General features: G+C 75.7%; 12 protein-coding genes and 6 tRNA genes. 8 read left to right on the plus strand and 10 right to left on the minus strand.

What is annotated here, in order from left to right; genetic code table 11:
- Window positions 1-78 precede the first annotated feature (78 nt).
- Complete coding sequence (locus ACFU5J_RS20555; RefSeq protein ID WP_430579962.1) at window positions 79-312, plus strand: hypothetical protein; 234 nt, start codon at window positions 79-81, stop codon at window positions 310-312.
- Between the two features lie 27 nt (window positions 313-339).
- On the opposite strand, the gene ACFU5J_RS20560 is transcribed toward ACFU5J_RS20555, so the two are convergent.
- From ACFU5J_RS20560 to ACFU5J_RS20575, 4 genes are all read right to left on the minus strand, one after another.
- The gene (locus tag ACFU5J_RS20560) at window positions 340-654 is read right to left on the minus strand and encodes a hypothetical protein (protein ID WP_430575890.1); all 315 of its coding nucleotides are present in this window, start codon (window positions 652-654) and stop codon (window positions 340-342) included.
- Between the two features lie 10 nt (window positions 655-664).
- The gene (locus tag ACFU5J_RS20565) at window positions 665-991 is read right to left on the minus strand and encodes a DUF2277 domain-containing protein (protein WP_430579963.1); all 327 of its coding nucleotides are present in this window, start codon (window positions 989-991) and stop codon (window positions 665-667) included.
- 109 nt (window positions 992-1,100) lie between these two features.
- A tRNA-Val gene (locus tag ACFU5J_RS20570) sits at window positions 1,101-1,175 on the minus strand.
- A 40-nt stretch (window positions 1,176-1,215) separates the two neighbouring features.
- A tRNA-Gly gene (locus ACFU5J_RS20575) sits at window positions 1,216-1,288 on the minus strand.
- A 236-nt stretch (window positions 1,289-1,524) separates the two neighbouring features.
- Between ACFU5J_RS20575 and ACFU5J_RS20580 the strand changes: the two genes are divergently transcribed.
- Entirely contained in the window at window positions 1,525-2,934 is a 1,410-nt protein-coding gene (locus ACFU5J_RS20580; RefSeq protein WP_430579964.1) for a threonine/serine exporter ThrE family protein, read from the plus strand.
- Window positions 2,931-4,475 (plus strand): MFS transporter, encoded by a 1,545-nt coding sequence (locus tag ACFU5J_RS20585; RefSeq protein WP_430579965.1) that lies wholly within the window; start codon window positions 2,931-2,933, stop codon window positions 4,473-4,475. Before ACFU5J_RS20580 ends, ACFU5J_RS20585 begins: the two co-directional genes overlap by 4 nt.
- Window positions 4,476-4,535: 60 nt before the next feature.
- Here the strand turns inward: ACFU5J_RS20585 and ACFU5J_RS20590 are convergent.
- From ACFU5J_RS20590 to ACFU5J_RS20600, 3 genes are all read right to left on the minus strand, one after another.
- Window positions 4,536-4,610 (minus strand) — tRNA-Val (locus tag ACFU5J_RS20590).
- An 8-nt stretch (window positions 4,611-4,618) separates the two neighbouring features.
- Window positions 4,619-4,689, minus strand: a tRNA-Cys gene (locus ACFU5J_RS20595).
- 54 nt (window positions 4,690-4,743) lie between these two features.
- Window positions 4,744-4,816, minus strand: a tRNA-Gly gene (locus ACFU5J_RS20600).
- 124 nt (window positions 4,817-4,940) lie between these two features.
- Between ACFU5J_RS20600 and ACFU5J_RS20605 the strand changes: the two genes are divergently transcribed.
- Window positions 4,941-6,107, plus strand: a complete 1,167-nt coding sequence (locus ACFU5J_RS20605; protein WP_430575886.1) for a chorismate-binding protein — start codon at window positions 4,941-4,943, stop codon at window positions 6,105-6,107.
- A 29-nt stretch (window positions 6,108-6,136) separates the two neighbouring features.
- Window positions 6,137-6,736 (plus strand): dihydrofolate reductase family protein, encoded by a 600-nt coding sequence (locus ACFU5J_RS20610; protein ID WP_430575885.1) that lies wholly within the window; start codon window positions 6,137-6,139, stop codon window positions 6,734-6,736.
- 28 nt (window positions 6,737-6,764) lie between these two features.
- On the opposite strand, the gene ACFU5J_RS20615 is transcribed toward ACFU5J_RS20610, so the two are convergent.
- Both ACFU5J_RS20615 and ACFU5J_RS20620 read right to left on the minus strand, forming a co-directional pair.
- Window positions 6,765-8,306, minus strand: coding sequence for a multicopper oxidase family protein (locus ACFU5J_RS20615; RefSeq protein WP_430579966.1), 1,542 nt, complete (start codon window positions 8,304-8,306; stop codon window positions 6,765-6,767).
- 10 nt (window positions 8,307-8,316) lie between these two features.
- On the minus strand, window positions 8,317-8,808 hold the full coding sequence (locus ACFU5J_RS20620) for a hypothetical protein (RefSeq protein WP_430575883.1): 492 nt from the start codon (window positions 8,806-8,808) through the stop codon (window positions 8,317-8,319).
- Window positions 8,809-8,959: 151 nt separating this feature from the next.
- Here ACFU5J_RS20620 and ACFU5J_RS20625 point away from each other — a divergent pair, with 151 nt between their 5' ends.
- Both ACFU5J_RS20625 and ACFU5J_RS20630 read left to right on the plus strand, forming a co-directional pair.
- Window positions 8,960-9,826: an aminotransferase class IV gene (locus tag ACFU5J_RS20625; protein ID WP_430575882.1), complete on the plus strand. Its 867-nt coding sequence runs from the start codon at window positions 8,960-8,962 to the stop codon at window positions 9,824-9,826.
- A gap of 89 nt (window positions 9,827-9,915) precedes the next feature.
- Window positions 9,916-9,987, plus strand: a tRNA-Val gene (locus ACFU5J_RS20630).
- 113 nt (window positions 9,988-10,100) lie between these two features.
- Here ACFU5J_RS20630 and ACFU5J_RS20635 read toward each other — a convergent pair.
- Window positions 10,101-10,991 (minus strand): helix-turn-helix domain-containing protein, encoded by an 891-nt coding sequence (locus tag ACFU5J_RS20635; RefSeq protein ID WP_430579967.1) that lies wholly within the window; start codon window positions 10,989-10,991, stop codon window positions 10,101-10,103.
- A gap of 55 nt (window positions 10,992-11,046) precedes the next feature.
- On the opposite strand from ACFU5J_RS20635, the gene ACFU5J_RS20640 reads away from it, so the two are divergent.
- The coding region (locus tag ACFU5J_RS20640; protein WP_430579968.1) for a DUF5107 domain-containing protein at window positions 11,047-13,311 on the plus strand (2,265 nt) is incomplete at its 3' end.

Genomic DNA, 13,311 nt, shown 5'->3' on the forward strand with positions numbered 1-13,311 from the left:
GACGACGTGGCGGTCAGGTCGTGGAAATACTGTGCCAAGCGCGGGCGGCCCGTGCGGGCTGCTGCTAGACCTGGGCCCATGAGCACGCACGACACGGAGGCCGTCACCCCGGCGCCGGTGGACATGTTGGACGAGTCGATCGCCTCGCAGGCGCGGCTGGCACCCCGGCGCCGCCCGCTGGACGAGCGGTCCGGCGACCCGCGGGCGGGAGGGGACGCGGCGAAGGCGCCGGCGTCCCTCTCGGCCGCCGAGCTCGGCCCGATCGAGGGGGCCTCGAGCGGAGTCTCCTGGGACGACCCCGACGAGCTCTGACCGCGCCGACGGCGCCGCCGCCCCGGCTCAGCGGGGGAGGCGGTCCGCGTCGACCGGCACGAGCCGAGGCATCCCGGCGGGGGCGACGTGGCTCAGCGCGACGTAGCGGGCCTCCGCGCGGTGCAGGCGGATGTGCTCGTCGAGGGACCAGTCCGGCCCGTTGGTGAGCACCATCCCGCACGAGCAGTCGATCTCGACCACGCCGCCGGCCGCGTGCCGCACCTGTCCCACGGTGACGTGCGACGCCCTGGCCCGCGCCTTGGCCCGGTGCATCGTCGCGGAGACGGGGTCGGGGGAGCCGGCGAGCGGCTCGTCGACAGGGGCGGGCGAGGCGTGATCCACGCGGGCGAGCCTAGTGCGTGTGCGCGATGCCGAGCTCGTGCATCCGCTCGTGCTCCTCGCGGGCGGCCTGGCGCGCGGCGATGCGTGCCTGCACCTCCTCGCGGCGCAGCGGCGGCACCGTCTTCGGCGGCTGGCGGCGGGCGGGGAGCTCGCCGAGCAGGCGCGTGACGATCTCCGCGATCTGGTCGGTGGCCTCGTCGCACGGCTCGCGCGTGGCGGCGCCGGCCGAGCGTTGGACGCCCGTCACCTTGCGGACGAACTGCTCCGCCGCGGCCCGGATCTCGTCGTCGGTGGCGGGCGGCTCGAGCCCCCGCAGGGTCGTGATGTTGCGGCACATGCCCTCGACGCTACGCCGAGGGGGTGACGAGGGGGTGGCGAGGGGGTGGCGAGGGCGACGGGCCCGGAGACGAGAGAAGCCGTCCCGGTGGTCCGGGACGGCTTCGTGCTGGTGGGCGATACTGGGATCGAACCAGTGACCTCTTCCGTGTCAGGGAAGCGCGCTACCGCTGCGCCAATCGCCCAAACGGCTGCTGCGCCCCCGTCAGGGAATGCAGAGCTCTGAGCGGATGACGGGACTCGAACCCGCGACCCTCACCTTGGCAAGGTGATGCTCTACCAACTGAGCCACATCCGCACGACCAAGAACTCCGGGCTTCCCCGGCCTCTCGGCGCCTGAGGAACATTACCCGTCCGGGGGCGCGCTGGTCCAATCGCGACCGTGTGACCTGCGACGCCGTGCGTCGGTCCCGCTGCGGCCCGACGACGACCCGGCCGGCCGTTGCGCTCGCGCTCGCGCCCGCGAGGCCCGATGCTGCCAGCGGGACAGCGCATCGACGACGACGTCGGGGCGAGGCGGGCGGACGGAGGCGCATGGGCGAGGACCAGGTCGAGGTCCAGGGCGAGTCGCGCGACAAGACCCAGGACGGCGGGGCGGTGGCCCCGCGGCGACGGCGGGGCTGGCGGCAGCGGCTCGCCGCGATCCTGCACGGTTCCGGCGGGGGCGGCCGACCGCAGCCCGCGCCGCGCCACGTCGTCGACCCGGACCTCGTGCCCCTCCTGACCGAGCTCGGCGTGGGCCTGCTCGACGCCGGGCAGGCCACCAACGAGGTCGAGGACGCGCTCCGGCAGATCTCGCGGACCCGCGGCGAGGCCGAGGTGCGCGCGTTCGTCGTGCCGACCGGGGTGATGGTGCAGGTCGACGAGCCGGACGACGTCCGCACGTACTACGAGAGCTCGACCGGTTCCGGCTTCCACCTGGACCAGGTCGGCGCGCTCGACACCCTCGTCGACGACGTCGCCCAGGCGCGCGTGTCGCTGCGGGACGCCCGCGCCCGCCTGGCCGAGATCGCCGCCGCCCCCGCACGGTTCGGGCCGGTGGTGGCGGTGCTCGGGCACGTGCTGCTGTCCGTCGGGTTCGCCCTGCTCCAGCAGCCCACCGCCGGCTCCGTCGCCGGGGTCGCGGCGCTCGGCCTCGTCGTCGGCGTCCTGCAGGTGAGCGTGCCCCGGGGCAGCGCGATCGCGAACGCGCTACCCGTCCTCGCGTCGTTCCTCGTCACGGTCCTCGCGATCGGGGTCGTCGGCCCGCTGGTGGACGCCGGCCTCGTGGACCTGGTCGCGCCGCCGCTGGTCAGCCTCCTGCCCGGCGCCGCGCTCACGACCGCCACGATGGAGCTCACGCACCACCAGGTCGTCTCCGGCGCGAGCCGCCTGGTGTACGGCCTCGGCCAGCTGCTGCTCCTCGCCTTCGGGGTCGTGGCGGGCGTGGCGGCGGTCGGGACGCCGGACCCCGTCGCCGGCTCGCCGCTGCCGGCCTGGGTCGCGTACGTCGGCGTGGCGCTGGTCGCCGGGGGAGACGTGCTCTTCTCCTCGGCGCCGCGCTGGTCGCTGGGCTGGATCGCCCTCACCCTGTACGCGGCGTTCGTCGCGCAGGCCGCGGGCGCCGTGCTCCTGTCGCCGCAGCTCTCGGGCTTCCTCGGCGGGTTCGTCCTCGTGGTCGTGGCGCGGCTGGTCGCGCGGGCGCCGACGGGCCCGTCGCGGCTCGTGACGACGCTGCCGGGGTTCTGGCTGCTCGTGCCCGGCTCGCTGGGCTTCATCGGCATCTCGGAGGTGGCGACGTCGGGCGCGCAGGCCGTGACGGAGCTCGTCGACATGGTGCTGGCGCTGTTCGCGATCGCGCTCGGGATCATGACCGGCACCGCGGTGTCGCGGCAGGCGTCGACGCTCACCCGGACCCTGTACCGCCACGCCCCCGACCTGCGGAACGACAGGAGACGCTCATGACCGGGTCCACGGAGGCGCCGACGTCGCGCCGCTGGCTCTCGCTGGCCGGGATCTGCACGGGAGCCGGCATCGTCTGGCTGGCGTTCGCCGACCTCGGGGTCGCGATCCCGACGATCGCCGACGAGATGGACGCCGACATGAGCGCCCTGCAGTGGGCCAACAACGCGTTCAGCCTGGTCACCGGCGCCCTCGTCATCGCCGCCGGGCGGTTCGGCGACATCTTCGGGCGCCGCCGGATGCTGCTGGCCGGCGTGGTCCTCTTCGCCGCCTTCTCGGTGGTCGGGGCCCTCGCCCCGGGCATCCCGGCGCTGATCGCCGGGCGCGGCCTCATGGGCGTCGGCGCCGCGCTGATCCTGCCCGCGACGCTCGCGCTCATCCCGCCGCAGTTCTCCGGGCGGGCGCAGCTCACCGCGTTCGGGGTGTGGCAGGCCGTCGCCTGGGGCGGGCAGGCGGTGGGGCCCGCGATCGGCGGCGCCGTCACCGACGGCCTCGGCTGGCGGTGGCTGTTCTGGCTCAACATCCCCCTCGCCGCCGTGGCGTACCTCATGGTGCGCGGCGTGACGCCCGAGTCGAAGGACCCGGGCGCCTCCCGCCGGATCGACTGGCCGGGCCTCGTGACGATCGGGCTCGCCGTGTTCGCGCTGCTGTACGCCCTGACCGCCGGCCCGAGCGCCGGGTGGGGGAGCCCGCTCGTGGTCGGCATGCTCGCGGGGGCGGTGCTCCTCGCCGGCGCCTGGTTCCTCGTCGAGTCGCGCACCCGCGACCCGCTCGTGGACCTCCGCCTGTTCCGGCTGCGGCCCTACGACGGCGCCCTGACGGCGAACCTCACCATGAACCTCGCCTTCGCGGGGCTCAGCTACATCCTCGTGCTGTGGCTGCAGAACGTGCGCGGCTACGACGCCGTCGAGGCCGGGATGCTGATGCTGCCGTCCACGCTCGGCATCTTCCTGCTCATCCCGCTGGGCGGGCGGCTCAACGCGCGCGTCGGGGCCCGGCTTCCCGTGGTCGTGGGCCTGGTCGTCATGAGCGCGGGCCTGCTGGCGCTCGGCGCCATCGCGACCGACTCGCCGCTGTGGCAGATGGGCGCGGCGCTCGTCGTCGTGGGCCTCGGGCTCGGCCTCCTGTCCACGCCGATCTCCGCGACCGCGGTCGGCGACGTGCCGCCCGACCTCGACGGCGCGGCCGCCGGGGTGTTCAAGATGAGCAGCATGGTGGGCGGCGCCGTGGGTGTCGCGGTGGTCTCCGCGCTCGGGCGCGGGCTCAGCGCGCGGGACTGGCACGCCGCGGCCGCCGCGCAGGGCCTCGGCGAGACGGACATCGCCTCCGTGCAGGCCGAGCTCGTCAACTCGTCGTCGTTCCAGGACGCGGTGGCCTCGCTGCCGCAGTCCGCCCGGCAGCAGGTCACCGACGCCGTGGTCGAGGCCTTCACGACCGGGGTCGGCGGCGCGATGGTCGCCGTCGGAGTCCTGTCGCTCGTCGTCACCGTCGTGGTGCTCCTGGTCTGGCCCCGGCCGCGGGCGCGGCGTCCGGCGGCGCCCTGAGGCCGGCGCGGGGACGACGAAGCCCCCTGACCGGGTCCCGGTCAGGGGGCTTCGTCGTGCTGGTGGGCGATACTGGGATCGAACCAGTGACCTCTTCCGTGTCAGGGAAGCGCGCTACCGCTGCGCCAATCGCCCGTGCTGCGAGGTGGGTACGGGATTCGAACCCGTGTATACGGCTTTGCAGGCCGCTGCCTCGCCTCTCGGCCAACCCACCTTGAGACGTGCTCTCCCGACGCTCGAAGCGAGTCGATCAGAGAGTGGGCCTCCGAGCGGATGACGGGACTCGAACCCGCGACCCTCACCTTGGCAAGGTGATGCTCTACCAACTGAGCCACATCCGCGCGACCAGGACCAGGACACCGTGCGGTGCCCGCCGTTCTGGCGCGCCCCAAACATTAGTGGACCCTTGACGGTCCGTCCAATCGCCCCCGCCGGGCGTCCCTGGGAAGCCGTTAGCGTGCTCCTGTGACCGAGCCGACCTCCTGGGCCACCTTCGCCGGACGCCGCGCCACGCGCGCCGTCGAGTGCGTCGATCTCGCCGAGCACCCCGAGCGGCTGGACGACGGCCTGTGGTTCGTCGTCGTCGACTTCGAGGCCGGCCTGGGACGCGACGGCGCCTCGCGACCGGGCGGCCGCGCCCGCGCGTGGCGGTTCGCCGACGTGGCCCCCGACCGCCCCGCCCCGGCGGGCCGGGGCGACGCCTGGCGCGGTCCCGCGCCGTCGGGCTGGCGGACGTCGGCGGGCCGGGAGGAGTACGTGCGCGCGGTGGGGACGGTCCGCGAGCGCGTCCGCCGCGGCGACGTCTACCAGGTGAACGTCTGCCGGGTGCTCTCCGCGGCCCTGCCCGCCCGCGGGACGGGCGACGACGCCGTCGAGCCGGACGCCGCGGCCCTCGCCGCGCGCCTCGCGGCCGGGAACCCCGCCCCGTACGGGGCCGCCGTGCACGTCCCCGCGGCGAGCGGCCTCGACCCCGTGTGGGTGGTGAGCGCCTCTCCGGAGCTGTACCTGTCGCTCGACGACGCGCGGGGCGTCGAGGGAGGTGGCGCGGCGGTGCTCGGCTCGGGCCCGATCAAGGGGACCGCCCGCACGCCGGACGGGCTCACGGCCAAGGACCGCGCCGAGAACGTCATGATCACCGACCTCGTGCGCAACGACCTGCAGCGCGTGTGCCGCCCCGGCACGGTGGACGTCACCGACCTGCTCGCGGTCGAGGAGCACCCCGGCCTCGTCCACCTCGTCTCCCGCGTGCGCGGCGAGCTGGAGCCGGCCGTGGCGGGTCCCGGCCGGTGGGGCCGGGTGCTGGAGGCCACGTTCCCGCCGGGGTCGGTGTCGGGGGCACCCAAGTCGTCGGCGCTGCGCCTCATCGCCGAGCTCGAGACGGAGGCCCGCGGCCCCTACTGCGGCGCCGTCGGCTGGGTGGACGGCACCGCCGGCCGGGCCGAGCTGGCCGTCGGGATCCGCACCTTCTGGTGGGCCGACGAGCCCGGCGGCGGCGTGCTGCGTTTCGGCACCGGCGCCGGGATCACCTGGGGGAGCGACCCCGATCGGGAGTGGGAGGAGACCGAGCTCAAGGCCGCGCGCCTGGTCGGGCTGGCGTCGTCCGGGGAAGGCACGGTGCGCGCCGACCGATGAGTCCGGCCCGTCGCCGCCGTCGAACGGGCATGACACAGGTGACGTGCGACATCGGGATCTCGCTGGACGGCTACTCCGCGGGGGTCAACCAGAGGGAGGACCAGCCCTTCGGGGACGGGGTCGGCGGCGGCGAGCAGCTCCACGCGTGGATGTTCGACCATGCCGACGCGCACCGCGCCGAGCTCGACGCGATCGTCGCCGCGGGCGCGTTCGTCATGGGGCGCAACATGTTCACCCCCGGGCGCGGTGACTGGGACCTCGGCTGGCGCGGCTGGTGGGGCGAGGACCCGCCGTACCACGCGCCCGTCTTCGTGCTCACCCACCACGAGCGCGAGCCGCTCGAGATGGACGGCGGCACCACGTTCCACTTCGTCACCGGCGGGCCGCAGGAGGCGCTCGCCCGGGCGCGCGAGGCCGCCGGCGAGCGCGACGTGTCCATCGCGGGCGGCGCGTCGACCGTCAACCAGTTCCTCGCCGCCGACCTCCTCGACGAGCTACGGCTGCACATCGCGCCCGTCGTCCTGGACGTGGAGGGCGTGCGCCTGTTCGACGGCGTCGGGAACCACGCGCTGCGCGGCGCGGGAGGGCGGGTCACGCCCGAGGTGACGCACCTGGTGCTGCGGCGCTGAACGGCGGCAGCGTCCCCGGGTCACGACGTCACTCGGGGACGTTGCCCGTGTCGTGGCCCAGCAGGTACGGGGTCGTGACTCCCTCGTACATGAGGTGCGCGACGAGGCCCTCGGTCGCGTGGGGCAGGTTGTGGCAGTGGTCCATCCAGATCCCGGGGTTGTCGGCGACGAAGGCCACGTCGTAGAACTCGCCGTCGCCGACCTCGAGGGAGTCCACCCACCACGGGCTGCCGGTGGCCGGCACGCCGTCGCGGGACAGCACGACGACGTGGTGACCGTGCAGGTGCATCGGGTGCGGCTCCCCGCTGCGGTTGTCGATCCGCATCCGCACGACGTCCCCCTCCGCGACCGTGAACATGGGCACGTCCGGGTAGGTGTGCCCGTTGACGGTCCAGTGCATGCCGGGCTTGCCGTCGAGGAACCCCGGCGCGCGCCCGATGACGTAGTCGAACGACCGGTCCGCGGTGCCCGGGTCGAGCTCGAGCGGCGCCGGCGTGCCGTACGAGAGAGGGTCCAGCGACGTCGCGGGACGCCGCGTGCGGGCGGCGTCGGCGCCCTGCGGCCCGAGGACGAGCGCCGCCGACCCGCCCAGCTCGACGCGTGCGGCCGACCCGTCGGCGGGCGCGACGACGAGGAGGTCCGCGCGACCGCCGGCCGGGACCGTCACGGCCTGGTCGGTCACCTCTGCGGGGGAGTGGACGTCCGTCCCGTCGACCGCCAGGAGGCGGAACGGGGCCCCGCTCACCCACACCGACAGGGTGCCGTTGTCGGTGTTGACGACGCGCACGCGGGCCGCGCGGCCGGGCGCCAGCTCGACGGGCAGGTCCCCGACCGTCCCCTGCACCGTCCGCCGCGAGCCGTACTGGTGCACGACGGCGGGTACGTCCACGGCGTCGTCGAGCAGCCGGGCCACGGCGGGGCCGCCGGCAGGACGGGCACCCGGGGCCGGCTCGACCACCAGCGCCCCCAGCAGCCCCTTGCGGACCTGCTCGTGCGACACCTGGTGCGAGTGGTACCAGTACGTGCCCGCGTCCTCGGCGACGAACCGGTACGTGAAGGACCCGCCGACGGGCACCGCGTCCTGCGTCACCCCCGCCACGCCGTCCGCCGCGCCCGGCACGTCCACGCCGTGCCAGTGCAGCGTGGCGCCGTCGGGCACGCCGGCGTTGACGAAGCGCACCTCGACGAGGTCGCCCTGGACGGCGCGCACCGTCGGGCCGGGCGTCGTGCCGTTCACGGTGTACGCGTCGACGGTCACGCCCGGCGCGATGTCCACGCGCTCGGCGCGGGCGGTGAGGGTGACCTGCACGTCCGCCGGACCGGGCGGAGCCACCAGGGTGTCGACGCTCACCCCGGCAGCGGTGTGCGCGCCCTGCCCGCCGTGCCCCTCGTGGCCGTCGAGGCTCGTCACGCGAGGCCCGCTGCCCCGCTCGGACGCGCCCGCACCGGTCACGGAGAACTGCCCGGGCACGCGGCTGGTCTGCCACAGCAGCAGCACGGGGACCAGGACGGCCGCCGCCACCACGCCCGCGACCACGCGGCGCAGCACCGGCGACGTGCGGCCCTTCATCGCGGGCGCCTCAGGGGGCCAGGCCCTCGGCGGGCGTCGCGGCGACCGCCGCCGTCGTGCGGACCGCGCGGCCACGCGCCGCCACCCGCCAGCCCGTATAGAGCGCGACGCCGAACAGGAGCAGCGCGTTCACCCCGTGCAGGCCGCCGAGGAACGGGACGCTGTGCCCGGCCAGGCCGAGGGTGACCTGGAGCACGACCAGCAGAAGGATCGCCAGCCCCCACCGCCACGCGCCGCGCACCCCCGCGAAGAACGACGCGACGAACGTCAGGAGCGCCAGGACCGGCAGGACCATCGTCCCGTTCATCCCGTGCAGCAGCATCCCGTTCTGCTCGGGGAACACCTGCTCGCCGGCGAACACCTGCTCCATCGCCGCCTGGTCGAGCACGCCGCCCTCGTCGATGTAGAGGCCCATGCCCGCGACCGCGTAGACGATCACGGCGGCCTGGACGACGACGCCCGCGGCGACGAGGTAGGCGAGCGTGCGGAAGACCTGTCTCATCGGGACCACCTCGAGGACGTGGGGCCACGCCGTCGTGGCCCGTCTCTTGATGGTGAGCCGCTCGCGTCTCGCGCTGCTACGCGGCGCCGGGGTGAACACGGGGGTGAAGTCGTCGGGGCGCGCAGTCCGTGAGGTCGGGCACACTGGCCCCATGAGTCTGGTGATCTGGGCGGAGGGCCGCCTCGTCGGTCAGGGAGAGGCGGCGCTCAGCGCCGTCGACCACGGCATCACGGTCGGGGACGGGGTCTTCGAGACGTGCACGGTCTTCGACGGGCAGGCGTTCGCGCTGTCGCGGCACCTGCGCCGCCTCGCGCGGTCCGCGACGGGCCTCGGCCTCGCCGCGCCCGACGAGCAGAAGGTGCGCGACGGCGTCGCCGCCGTGCTCGCCGAGGCCGTGCGGGCCGACGGCCCGTTCGACGGCCGCCTGCGCATCACCGTGACCGGCGGGATCGGCCCGCTCGGCTCCGGGCGCGTCGACGCCCCCGAGACCGTGGTCGTGGCCGTGCAGGACTCGGCCATGGCGCCCACCTCGCGCTCGGCCCGCTCGCCCTGGCCGCGCAACGAGCGGTCCGCCGTCGCGGGCCTCAAGACCACGTCGTACGCCGAGAACGTGGTGGCGCTCGCGGACGCGGTGCGCAAGGGCGGCGACGAGTCGATCCTGCCGAACACGGTGGGCGACCTGTGCGAGGGCACCGGCTCGAACGTGTTCGTGGAGCGCGACGGCGAGCTGGTCACGCCCACCCTCGAGTCCGGGTGCCTCGCCGGCATCACCCGCGCGCTCGCGCTCGAGTGGGCCGCCGAGGAGGGCCTGCCCGTCCGCGAGGCCAAGGAGGGCGAGCTGCCCTTCACCGTGCTGGACGAGGTGACCCAGGGCCGGTCGCAGCTCACGCTCACGTCGTCGGGGCGCAACGTGCAGCCCGTGGTCTGGCTCGACGGCGCGGACGTCGCCGTGGGCGACGTGTCGCGCGCGGTGCGCGAGGTGTTCGAGCGCAACTGCCGCGAGCGCCTCGACCCCTGAACCCCGTCGTCCCTGCTCGTCGGGGAGCCGCGCCGCGGCGGGCCGGTTTGAGTCGTCGCCCGATCTGTGGCTAATATCGTCCACGCACCGGGCGATTGGCGCAGTGGTAGCGCGCTTCGTTCACACCGAAGAGGTCACTGGTTCGAACCCAGTATCGCCCACCCGTGAGCAAGGCCCCCTGATCAGCGAGAACGCTGAGCAGGGGGCCTTCGTCGTCCCCCGGCGAGACCGGTCGCCGGGCCCCGGTGCCGGGGCGCGGGCCGCGCGGCCGACCTCAGGCGGCGCGGGCGCGGTAGGCCGACGGCGATGCCCCGTGGGCGCGGGCGAACTGGCGGGAGAAGTACAGCGGGTCGGGGTACCCGCACGCCTGGGCGACGGTGGCGACGGGCAGGTCGGTGGAGTCCAGGAGCTCGCGCGCCCGGGCCAGGCGAAGCCGCGTCTGGTACTGCAGCGGGGACGCGCCGACCTGGGCGCGGAACCGGGCGCCGAGCTGCGACGGGCTGAGCCCGACCATCGCCGCCAGGGCGGTGACGGAGGTGCGCCGCGGGGTGGTGGCCCGCAGGTGCTCGACGGCACGCTCCACGGGGTCCGGGGCGGGGCCCGGGGAGCGGCGCCCGGTCGCGACGACGTGGGCGAGGGCGTGCCACGCCGCCCCGGTGGCCCGGACCAGGCCGCCCGCCGTGCCGTCGTCGAGGGCGTCGAGGACCTGCGAGACCAGGCTCGCGACGGCAGCCGGGTCGCGCAGGTGCGAGACGGGTCCGCCCGCGGCGTCCCGGGCGGCGCGGGCGAGCTCGTCGGCGTCGGGGCCGGCCGCGTGCAGCCACCACAGCGTCCAGGGGTCGTGCTCGTCGGCGGCGTACTCGTGCGGCGCGCCGGCGGGGAGGACGACGACGTCCCCCGGGCGCACGTCGGACCTCCCGTCCGGGGTGCGGCACCAGCCCGCCCCGTCCGTGCAGACCAGCAGGACGTACTCCCGGGCGCCGTCGGGCCTCGACCTCCCGTGGCGCGCGGCGTGCGGGAAGAACCCCGCGTCCGTCACGACCAGGCGCCCGGTCACGGGCCGCGCGAGGGCCGCGCGGACCGTCGGGCGGGGCAGGACGACCATGCGCTGACCGGCGAACCCGTCGCGGAGCGCGTCGCCGCCCGTGGCCGTCGTTTCGTCCATGCGCGCCAGGGAATCGCCCATCGCCCAGCGGCGTCAAGCCGCCTACGGTCGGGGCATGCCCGACCAGGAGTCCCGGATCGTCCTGCCGCCCGCCCCGGGCGGGCTCGCCGGCCACCCCGTGCGCGGCTGGCGCGAGCCGGTGTCCATCGACACCTACGACATCGGCGAGCCGGACCGGTACCCGGCCTACCTGGACCAGCGCGTGTACCAGGGCTCGTCGGGGGCCGTGTACCCGATGCCGTTCGTCGACCACGTCGAGCGGACCAAGGCGCCGCGGGACTGGGACGCCGTCCACCTCGAGAACGCGTACGTGCGGCTCATGGTGCTGCCCGAGCTCGGCGGGCGCATCCACGTGGGCCTGGACCGCACCCGCGGCTACGACTTCTTCTACCGCAACGACGTGATCAAGCCGGCGCTGGTCGGGCTGCTCGGGCCGTGGGTCTCGGGCGGGGTCGAGCTCAACTGGCCGCAGCACCACCGGCCCGCCACCTACCTGCCGACCGAGTCGTGGATCGAGGAGGAGCCCGACGGCGCGGTCACCGTCTGGTGCTCCGACCACGACCCGTTCGCGCGCATGCAGGGGATGCACGGGGTGCGGCTGCGCCCGGACAGCGCGCTCGTCGAGCTGCGGGTCCGCCTCGTCAACCGCACCGACGACGTCCAGACGTTCCTGTGGTGGGCCAACGTCGCCGCGGCCGTCCACGACGACTACCAGGCCTTCTTCCCGACCGACGTCACGGTGGTCGCCGACCACGCCAAGCGCGCGGTGACGACGTTCCCCGCGGCGTCGGGCCGCTACTACGGGGTCGACTACCCGTCGCGGCGCACCGCGGAGCGCCCGGACGGGGACCGCCTGGACCGGTACCGCAACATCCCGGTGCCGACGTCGTACATGTGCCTGGGCTCGCAGGACGACTTCTTCGGCGGCTACGACCACGCCGCGCGCGCCGGGTTCGTGCACTGGGCGGACCACCGCATCGCGCCCGGGAAGAAGATGTGGACCTGGGGGGACGCGCCGTTCGGCCGGGCGTGGGACCGGCACCTCACGGACACGAACGGCCCGTACGTGGAGCTCATGGCCGGGGTCTTCACCGACAACCAGCCCGACTTCGCGTTCCTGCGCCCGGGGGAGACGACGGCGTTCTCGCAGTACTGGTACCCGATCCAGGACGTGGGTCCCGTGCACCAGGCGACGCGCGAGGCGGCCGTCCGGCTGGACGTCGGGCTGGACGTCGGGCACGGCATCGGGCAGGGCCCAGCGGGCGGCCCCGCGGCCGTGCGCGTCGGGGTCGCCGTGACCTCCCCGCGGCCGGGGGCACGGGTCGTGCTGCGCGCCGGGGACGCGGTGCTGCTCGACGAGCGGGCCGACGTCGCGCCCGGCTCCCCGCTGGTGCGCGAGCTGGCCGGGCCGGCCGGCGTCGACCCCGCCGCGTACGAGCTGGTCGTCGAGCACGGCGGCACGGCCCTCGTGACCTGGCGGCCGCGGCCCGCGGCCGACCCCGGGGCGGCCGCGGTCGAGCCGGCGAGCGAGCCGCCCGCGCCGGCCGACCTCGCGTCGGCGGACGAGCTGTACGTCACCGGCCTGCACCTGGAGCAGTACCGGCACGCGACGCGGTCGCCCGAGCCGTACTGGCTCGAGGCGCTGCGCCGGGACCCGGGCGACGCGCGCTGCGCCACGGCGCTCGCGGCCCGCCGGGCCCGCGCCGGGCGCCTCGAGGAGGCCGAGCGGCTGCTGCGCACCGCGACGGCGCGGCTCACGACGCGCAACCCCAACCCCCGCGACGGCGAGGCGCACTACCGGCTGGGGCTGGTCCTCGCCCGGCAGGGCCGGACGGCCGCGGCCCGCGAGGCCCTGGGCACGGCGTCGTGGGACCAGGCCTGGCGGGACGCGGCGGCCGTCGCGACGGTGCGGCTCGACCTCGCCGAGGGGCGCGACGCCGCCGCCGGCGAGCAGCTCGAGGGCCTGCTGCGCCGCAGCCCCGAGCACGTCCAGGCGCGCAACCTCGCGACGGTCCGCGCGCTGCGGGCGGGCGACGCGGACGCCGCCCGGGACCTGCTGCGCGGGACGCTCGCCGTCGACCCGCTCGACGCCTGGGCCCGCGACCTCGCCGCCCGCGCCGGCCTCGACGCCGGCCCGACCGGCACGACCGGCACGACCGGCACGATCGGCCCGACGCCGGACCCGACCGTCGCGCTGGACGTCGCCCTGGAGCACGCGTCGGCAGGGGAGACCGCGGCCGCCGTCGACCTGCTCGAGGACGTCGCGACCCGACCGTCGCCGGGCGGGCAGCGCGACGTGCGGGCCCTCGCGCTGCTGCAC

This window comes from Isoptericola sp. NPDC057559 (assembly GCF_042801555.1).
Taxonomy (GTDB): Bacteria; Actinomycetota; Actinomycetes; order Actinomycetales; family Cellulomonadaceae; genus Isoptericola.

Bases quoted from the DNA above. Each gene is read 5' to 3' on its own strand.
- ACFU5J_RS20620 (WP_430575883.1), bottom strand. From the start codon at position 8,808: ATGAGACAGGTCTTCCGCACGCTCGCCTACCTCGTCGCCGCGGGCGTC.
- ACFU5J_RS20585 (WP_430579965.1), top strand. From the start codon at position 2,931: ATGACCGGGTCCACGGAGGCGCCGACGTCGCGCCGCTGGCTCTCGCTG.
- ACFU5J_RS20635 (WP_430579967.1), bottom strand. From the start codon at position 10,991: ATGGACGAAACGACGGCCACGGGCGGCGACGCGCTCCGCGACGGGTTC.
- ACFU5J_RS20625 (WP_430575882.1), top strand. From the start codon at position 8,960: ATGAGTCTGGTGATCTGGGCGGAGGGCCGCCTCGTCGGTCAGGGAGAG.
- ACFU5J_RS20565 (WP_430579963.1), bottom strand. From the start codon at position 991: ATGTGCCGCAACATCACGACCCTGCGGGGGCTCGAGCCGCCCGCCACC.
- ACFU5J_RS20615 (WP_430579966.1), bottom strand. From the start codon at position 8,306: ATGAAGGGCCGCACGTCGCCGGTGCTGCGCCGCGTGGTCGCGGGCGTG.
- ACFU5J_RS20555 (WP_430579962.1), top strand. From the start codon at position 79: ATGAGCACGCACGACACGGAGGCCGTCACCCCGGCGCCGGTGGACATG.
- ACFU5J_RS20580 (WP_430579964.1), top strand. From the start codon at position 1,525: ATGGGCGAGGACCAGGTCGAGGTCCAGGGCGAGTCGCGCGACAAGACC.
- ACFU5J_RS20610 (WP_430575885.1), top strand. From the start codon at position 6,137: ATGACACAGGTGACGTGCGACATCGGGATCTCGCTGGACGGCTACTCC.